Source organism: Cytophagia bacterium CHB2 (assembly GCA_030263535.1).
GTDB lineage: Bacteria > Zhuqueibacterota > Zhuqueibacteria > Zhuqueibacterales > Zhuqueibacteraceae > Coneutiohabitans.
The window spans coordinates 1-8631 of the sequence record SZPB01000280.1; the positions used below are offsets into that span (position 1 = coordinate 1).

Consider the following 8631-nt stretch of genomic DNA (forward strand, 5'->3'; position numbering starts at 1 on the left):
AATATGCGCACGATTTGTTGCCGAGCTTCCGCGACATTCAACAATTCTCTGAAGGGAAAGAAGAGGAACGCCGGCTGCAGCGGGAGATCGGCAAAGCGGTTTATGAGTTGATGAGCGCGAAACCGCCGCGCAGTGAAAGCGACAGCATCAGCCGCGCCTTTTTCATGCTGCATCGCAATCGCGGCGATGCCGCCGAGTTGGAAGGCAAAATTAACCGCTTGAATCTCGCCAAGTCGTCTTGGTAAAAAACCGTAGGTAGCATCGCCGGCGCGGAACAGAAACGCGAAGCCGCAACGCGCGCGCTGGAGACGCACTATCGCGAAATCGGCCGCGCCGCGTTCCAGGCTTTGTCGCACGAAATCGGCAACAACGGCGTGTTGAAAAAAATTTTCGAGAAAGCGCTGCAGTATCAAGTGGTGATCACCGATCGCGAAAACGAAATTGCACGGCTCGAAGCCGCCAGCGGAAATGTGATCGATAAATCAAAACGGCAAATGGAAATTCTCGCGCTGCGCACGCAAAACAGCACCGACGCCAAACGCCTGCATGCCGCGGCGGAGACGGCGGGCGAAGAGTTTTGGAAAACCTGCGCCGAACAATACGAACACGACGAAATCGAGCCGATCAAGCTGCGCATCACCGGCGTGATCGCCGAATTGGAACGGCGGCGGGTGGAGTTGGAAAATTTGCATGCGCAAAAGCGCCAAATTGAAGGGGATCTTGAAAAAGAGGGATTGGAGTCGAGCGCGCGGCCGGATGTTGATGCGCCGTTTTTCATCGAACAACTCAAGAATCAAGCGCGCGCGGCGAATGCTTTGCGCCCGCGCTTGCTGGAAGAGCTGGGAAAAACCTATTGGCAGAATGAAACCAATCCTTCTCCGGAGACCGTTGCCCTGCTCGCACAACTGCATGATCTCAAGAAAAGAATTCGCGCCTTTGAACAAGATGACTTGTGAATAGAATTGCAGCCGCAATCGACTAATGGTCCAACCCGGAACAAAAGCGATGAAAACACTGCCCGGATTTACTCTTGTGCTCACGCTGCCGCTGTTGGCGCAAGCCCAGCATTTTGTCACGGCGGGCGCCGGCTTTGGCGTGATGGTGATGAACTCCGAGGAGCTTGATCGTTTTACGAAAACATACAACTCTGTCAACTATCCGGGGCTGCGGACATTTTTAAAAGGATTCGACGCCGGCGTTGGCTTGCAAGTGGAAGCGGGCTATCGCCAGGCCGGCCGTTTTTCCAAAGCCGTGACGGCCGGCTGGCAGTCGTACAACAGCCGTGATGTCGCAGAATTTGGCAACGACGAAATCAGAAATTTGGAATTGCGCCTCAACAGCTTGCAGGTGAGCGGCGAGTTGGGCCACGGCTGGCGCGATTTTTTCGTGAATGGCATGGCAACCGTCCATGTCAGCCGCAAGGCGCGCATCATCTCCGAGCTGGCAAACGCCGACACGGTAAGAAGCGCGTTGAGCGGAACCTATAAAAGCGCTGCGGCAATGGCATTGGATGCGGGTATCACACTCGGCTTGTACCGCGATCCGGTTTTTCTCATCGCCAAAATCAGCTACCCGGTTTATACCGGCGGGCGCTCGGAAAAGCTGGAGGATCGCACACCCGCAAAAATCGCAGACGGCCTGAGTTTGTTCCCGGATGACTATATAAATTTTATAGAGCGGCAACCGTATGACGGCGTTGCGAGTGCGATTGACGGATTGAAGATCGCGGTTACGATCGCGTTCGCCTTTCGGCTGTGAGGCCGTCTTGTTTTGCCGGCACACTTATGATAACTCGTACAGAAAAAATGACTCTTTCAACCAATGCCCAAACGTGGGTCGAACAAGCGGTTGCGACAATGAGTTTAGAAGAGAAGGTCGGCCAGATGTTGATCGTCGACTTTGCGGCAATTTTTACGAATCGCGAGCATGAAAACTGGCAACGCATCACCCGCTTGATTCGCGAGCAGCATATTGGCGGTTTTATTCTCGCCGGCGGCAGTTTGTACAGCATTGCGCTGCTGACGAACGAGTTGCAAGGCCTTTCCAAGTGGCCGCTGTTGGTGAATGCCGATATGGAAACCGGCGCGACATTCTTTCAGCCCTGGCAGCGCGCCCGCGGGCGCGCACCCGATTTGCCGGCATTTCTGCCCGGCGGCGGCACCGCTTTTCCGTCTTTGATGGCGATTGGCGCCACACGCAGCCACGAGTTTGCTTACGAGATCGGACGCCTTACCGCGCTCGAAGCGCGCGCGATCGGCATTCATTGGACGAACGCCCCGGTGCTCGACATCAACAACAATCCCCGCAATCCCATCATCAACACACGCTCGTTTGGTGAAGACCCGGAGTTAGTCGCGCGCCTGGGCGCGGCGTTCGTCGCCGGCACACAAGCTAGTAGAGTGTTGGCGACGATGAAGCATTTTCCCGGCCACGGCGATACCGACTCGGATACGCATATCGAACTGCCGGTGTTGAATCTCAAAGCCGAGCGATTGCACGCGGTAGAATTGCTGCCATTCAAGGCCGCAATCAAAGCAGGCGCTCGGGCCGTTATGACGGCGCATATCGCCTTTCCCCAGTTCGATGCCTCTGGCCGGCCGGCAACGCTGTCGCGCAAAGTCGTTTCCAAGCTCTTACGCCAGGAGTTGGCATTCGACGGCATCGTTGCGACGGATGCGTTCACCATGCAGGGAATTGCGGATCATTTCGACCCCGCGGAAGCTGCCATCATTGCAGCGCAAGCAGGCGTCGACGCATTGTTGATTCCGGTGGATACGCCAAGAACACACCGCCGGCTGGTGCAGGCCGTGCGCAGCGGCGAGTTACCGCTGCAAGCCGTCGATACCGCAGCGCGCCGCCTGCTGACCATGAAAGCCGGGCTTGGCCTGCATGAACTTCGCACCGTCGATATAAATCGCATTGCAGATCTTATCAATACTCCCGCGGCCCAACAATTCGCACAAAACGTTGCTGGTGCAGCGATAACTTTGCTTGAGGATGATGGGGCGATTCTGCCGCTCCCGAATGATCGCCCGCTCAAAATCGTGGCTGGCATCATTTCAAATTCTGCTGCCGGCAACGAGGGCGAGCATTTAGCCGAACAGCTTACAGCCCGCACACATGACGTTGCATCTTATCTTTTGAGCGCCGGAATGAGTGAGGCTTTGCTCGCCCAAGCCCTTGTTCAATGCCGCGAGGCGGATGTGGTGATGTTTGAACTGCATTTGACAGTGGGCGCGTGGAAAGGCGCTCTGCGCCTGCCGCCGCAAGCATTGCAGTTTTTGCAGGCCGCCCGCGAGGCACACAAGCCCCTCATCGCCATTTCGTTTGGCGATCCGTACATGTTCGAGTATCTTCCGCCCATGTCCGTAAGCCTGTGCGCATACGGTGGCGGTAGATTGATGGAACGCGCCGCGGCGCTCGCATTGCTCGGAGATACCGCAATCCAGGGAAAACTGCCCGTGACCATTCCCGGGAGGTTTGCATTTGGGCACGGCTTGCAACGAGCGTAACGTGAGAACGCCATCTCACCTTTCCTGATCATTGTTCTTCCTGATTTCTTCCCATTTTTTTCGGGTCAGCGAACTCTCACCCTGGTAACGGCGTTCAATGGAATCATCATAAGTTCCGCAAGGCCAGGAGACAGTGAACCCTTTGAATTTTTTGTAAAATATGGCTCTGCGAACGCGGCGCTCGGGAGATATATTTATCCCTAAGTAATTTTTGAAAATTTGCTGTGCTTGCAATAGATTGACGAGGACAGTCAATTCTCACAGGAGATAAACGGACAATCATCGTTAACACTTTGAACTCGCAGAGGGGTTGCATGCTGAAGATAGGAATCATCATCGCTGTGATGTGGTTAGGAGCCTGGTTTGATGCCCCGCGGGCGCAACAGAACGACGCGGCCAATACGTTCCCGGTGCCCGAAGTCATCCGGGACAACGTGGAGTTCTGGAAGAAGATTTATGCGGTTTATCCCACCAACAAGGTGTTGATTCACGACATCAACAACCTTGCCATCATTTATGAAATCGTTGATCTTGACAACAGCCAGGGCGAATATGCCTACCGCAACGAATGGCGCAAGGTCGACGCGATCAAAGACGAATACAAGGCGATTTTGAATGCGCACGCCGATCGCAAGCTTGATTTATCGAATCCGAGCACGCGCGCGCAGCGCGTTCTGGAAATATACGGCGCCAATGCGGACCCCGAGCAATTGCGCAAAGCCGCGGGCGCGATTCGCGGCCAGCTCGGCCTGAAGGATCGCTTTCACATTGGCATTCAGCGTTCCGGCATGTATTTGGAATACATTCAGAAAATTTTTGCCGAACACGGTCTGCCCGCCGAGTTGGCGCTGTTGCCGCACGTCGAGTCGTCTTTCAACTACAAGGCCTATTCCAAAGTCGGTGCGGCCGGGTTGTGGCAGTTTACCCGCTACACGGGCCGCTTGTTCATGAAAATCGATTACGACATTGATGAACGTCTCGATCCCCTGCGTGCTACTCACGCGGCTGCCAAGCTGCTAAAACTCAACCACAGTGAATTGGGCGCGTGGCCGTTGGCTGTCACTGCGTACAATCACGGTTTGAATGGCATGAAGCGCGCAAAAGCCCAGTTTGGCACGGATTTCGGGAAAATCTACACGAGTTATCAGAGCCGCAGCTTTGGTTTTGCCTCGCGCAATTTTTATGCAGAGTTCTTGGCGGCAGTTGATGTCGTTAAGAATTCCGATATCTATTTTGGTCCGATTGAGTATCACTCCCCGGCAGAATTTGTCGAGGTTGAGCTTGATCGCTTTGTCACGGTGAAAGAGATTCTTAAAACCTATGATGTCAATCATTCCGAATTTTCTGAATTGAATTCCGCGTTGCGACCGCCGGTTTTGAATTCGCAACGGCGCATTCCCAAAGGCTACGTTCTGCGGTTGCCCAATCGCATTGGTGGCGATGCCGCGGCCCTGGCAGCGAAGATCGATCCGCAAGCCACTTTTAATGAGCAAGTCGAATCCGAATGGTATCGCGTGCAGAGCGGCGACAATTTGTATGCAATCGCGCGGCGGTTCAACACGACGCCGCAAGTGCTGGCAGAGAATAACAACCTCAACTTGAGAAGCAAGCTGCCAATCGGCCTCGTGTTAAAAATTCCGGAGAGCAAAGCGCGACCGGCAACGCGCGCGACCGCGCCGGTTGTGGCCAGCGCCGAGCCAGCGCCGGCAATCGTTGCTAAGATTGTTAAACCCGAAAGCAAACCGGTTGAGATTGAAAAAACAACGCCTCCCCTCCCGGAGCCAGCGGTTGTTGCGGCTGTGGCGGAAGAACAAGCAGTCACTGAGGTTCCCGCTATCAGCGAGCCGAGTGTGTCAAACGGAGCTTCAGACAATGCCAGCGAGGATGAAGCGCTGCTCCGGAACAGAATTGACACGCGCATCGAGTTGACGCCGGACGCAATCACGGAGTCTTTTCCTCTCGCCGCCAAGGATATAACGCGCGAAGAACGCGAGTCCATTGTGACCTATAATCTCCAGCCGCAGCCGGTTGAAGTCGCCGCAACCACGTTTCCGGATGCGATTGCCGCCAGCATGACGCGGCCGTCAGCGTTGTCGCGCTTGCGCCACTCCGGCGATTCGCTTTGGATCAAAGTCGAGCCGGAAGAGACCCTGGGCCATTACGCCACCTGGCTTGAGGTTCCCACGCAAAAATTGCGCGCCGCCAACGGTTTACGTTACAGTGAAGAGATTCGCATCGGGCAACGCATTCGTCTGGTTTATGCGCGCGTTTCTGCCACGGAATTCGAACGCCGGCGCAACGAGTATCATCGCAGCATTGAAGAAGATTTCTTTTCGACTTATAAAGTTGACAGCGTATTGACGCATCGCCTCAAACGCGGAGAAACGATTTGGAAAATTTGCAACGAAACCTATCAAGTGCCGCTCTGGCTGGTGGCCATGTACAACCCGGATTTTGATCTCTATAATTTGAATTTGAACGACGATCTCAAAATACCGGTGGTGGTCAGCATCAATCCGGCTGCCACGCCGCCGATTCAGGAGCAGTAAACAAACTTGTTCTCCTGAAAACAAAACGGCCCGCGCAAATTTCTAATTTTGCACGGGCCGTTTTTGTTTCGTCAACGATTATCGCCGAGTACTTCAGGCGCGGCGCCGATCAACCGGCAACCATCCTATCTTACATAAGCCATCTTGCGCGTCATGCTGAACTCGCCGGCTTTCAATTGAAAAAGATAAATGCCGGTGCTCAATGCAACCCCTCGCTTGTCCCGGCCCTCCCACTTGACTTTATAGACGCCAGCGTCCTGCGTTTCCTGCACCAGTGTAATCACTTCCTGGCCGAGCGCGTTGAAAATCTTCAAAGAAACCGCCACACGTTCCGGCAGTTGATATTGAATCACCGTTTCCGGGTTGAAGGGATTGGGAAAATTCTGCAGCAACGCAAAGGTTGTGGGCAATTCTGCCGTTTGCTCAACGTTGGTCGGCGCATCCGGCAAATTGATGGTCACGTTACTCACGCTGGCGGCGTTGTTGAGAACAACGTTGGCCGCGCTATGTTCATCCCGGCCGCCGAAGTATGCTGAACCGCCTTGGCCGGTGCCCATCACTTTATACTCGCCGGCCGGCAAATCGAGGATGGCGAAATTGCCGTTCTCGTCGGATATTGCCGAGGCGACAAAGCTGCCATTTTCGAGCGCATAAATCACCGCATTCGCTTCGCCCATGTTCGAATTGCCGCGCAACACTCGTCCCGCGAGAGTATATGGGCCGCGTTGCGCCGGCGCAAGATCGAAATGAATGCCGGCAGTTTCCTGGTTACTTTCAACTAGGACCGGAGTTGCCTCACGATAATGGCGCGCATCCTCATAAAACTCACTGATAAAGTGACGCGCATGCGCCATCAACACATATTTACCCGGCCGCAGGCCGCGCACGACAAATTCACCCAATTCATCCGTTAGGGCTAAGCCAGCCGGCCCGCGTTCCAAGGGCAGCGCCAGCACGATTGCGGATGGAATTGGATTGCCATCTATTTCAGAAACCACCGTGCCACTGATTGCGCCTCTGCGATTGTCAAGTTGTTGCAACTTGAAATCAATGCCGCTGGTTTCATTTGAAGCTTCGACGTGAACGGGCGTAGCATCAGCCCGAGATTCTACGCCGTCATAAAACACCGGCTTGAAGCCTTTGGCTTCGACGTGCACGAGATAATCACCCGGGCGCAAGCCCGTAACACGATAAGCGCCATCTCGACCGGTTTCGGCGCGACCGACGGCATCACCGTTGCTTTGCCAGACGTGTACCAGCGCGCCGCCAATTGGCGAACCGTCTGCCGCAGAAACCACTACGCCGGAAAGCGAGCCGCCTTTTTCCAAGGTGAAATCAATATTCGCGACCTCACCGCTTGCCGCCACTTCAACTGGCGTGGCTTCTCTCAAATTGGAGGCCTCCTGCCAAAACTCGTTGAGATAACCGCGGCTTTCCGCCATGACAAAATACTTGCCGCTGCGCAACCCCTCGAGGCGATACAGGCCATTCTCGTCGGTCTTAGCAACATGCGGGGTACGCGGAGGCGCAGGATCATGCGAAGAACGTTCGGGAAACGCAAAGATCAGCGCTTCGGCAATCGGCGCGCCGCTCAATTGATCCGTAACTTTGCCGGAAATGCTGCTGAGCGGATCAAGTTGAAAGTCGATGCCGGAAGTATGAGCGCCTTCTTCAACCTTTACTTCCGTGGCTTCGCGGCGATCGGTGACGCCATCAAAATATTCTTGATTATAGCCGCGTGCCTCGGCGGAGACGAAATAAACGCCGGGCGGCACACCGGCAATGTATTCGCCGTTTTCATTGGTAAACGTGTGCCGCAAACCCAATTCCGGGCGCGGACCAACATTGCCATAAATCGAAATTAGCGCTCGCGCCACGGGTTCACCGCTGATGGCATCCACGACACGGCCTGCAATCGCGCTGGCGGTCGCGAGGCTCATGTCAACGCCAGCAACATTTTCGGGCGCGCTTACGGAAACAAGTTTTGCCTCGAGTAAGTTTTGAGCATCGTCATAAAATTCGCCTTTGTAGCCGGCAGCCTCCGCAAAAACCGCAAAGGTTCCGGTGGGCAAATTCTCGATGGTGTAACTGCCGTCTTCACCCGTAACGGCGTGATGCCTGAAATCCGGGCGAACGACGCGAGAAGCAAACACATGCGCACCAGCAAGAGGCGAGCCGTCCGCGTCAGCCGTGATTTTTCCCGAAATACTGCCGCCGCGCATCAAACCGAAATCGATGCCAATGGCAGTATCCTGCGCGGCAATCTGCACCGGCGTCGCTTCGACATATTGATCGGTGTTGTTGTAGAATTCGGGCAGAAAACCGCGGGCTTGCGCGCGCACGACATACAAACCTGGAATGAGATTGTCAATAAGATAGTCGCCATTTTCTCCGATTTGCGCCTGGCCGTGCCACGGCGAGCCGGCAACCCGTTCGGCCCACACCACGCCATAGAGCGGAGTTGTGCCGTCATCAGCTTTGACATTGCCGGAAATCGCAGATGTCGGCCGCACGGCAACCGTCACTCCCGCCGAGCCGTGAAAAGCGCCTTCCGGTGTTGCCACGAATGC

5 protein-coding genes are annotated in these 8631 nt (G+C 55.0%); 4 read left to right on the forward strand and 1 reads right to left on the reverse strand.

The window, feature by feature from the left end; genetic code table 11:
• Positions 1 to 347 precede the first annotated feature (347 nt).
• The 4 genes from FBQ85_21835 (at position 348) to FBQ85_21850 (ending at position 6061) form a co-directional block, all read left to right on the forward strand.
• Positions 348 to 956, forward strand: a complete 609-nt coding sequence (locus FBQ85_21835; protein MDL1877781.1) for a hypothetical protein — start codon at positions 348 to 350, stop codon at positions 954 to 956.
• A gap of 49 nt (positions 957 to 1005) precedes the next feature.
• Complete coding sequence (locus FBQ85_21840; GenBank protein ID MDL1877782.1) at positions 1006 to 1758, forward strand: hypothetical protein; 753 nt, start codon at positions 1006 to 1008, stop codon at positions 1756 to 1758.
• Positions 1759 to 1784: 26 nt separating this feature from the next.
• The gene (locus FBQ85_21845; GenBank protein MDL1877783.1) at positions 1785 to 3512 is read left to right on the forward strand and encodes a glycoside hydrolase family 3 protein; all 1728 of its coding nucleotides are present in this window, start codon (positions 1785 to 1787) and stop codon (positions 3510 to 3512) included.
• Between the two features lie 314 nt (positions 3513 to 3826).
• A complete protein-coding gene (locus tag FBQ85_21850; GenBank protein ID MDL1877784.1) occupies positions 3827 to 6061 on the forward strand; it encodes a LysM peptidoglycan-binding domain-containing protein in 2235 nt (744 codons plus the stop codon).
• A 125-nt stretch (positions 6062 to 6186) separates the two neighbouring features.
• On the opposite strand, the gene FBQ85_21855 is transcribed toward FBQ85_21850, so the two are convergent.
• On the reverse strand, positions 6187 to 8631 hold a 2445-nt coding region (locus FBQ85_21855), incomplete at its 5' end, for a T9SS type A sorting domain-containing protein (GenBank protein MDL1877785.1).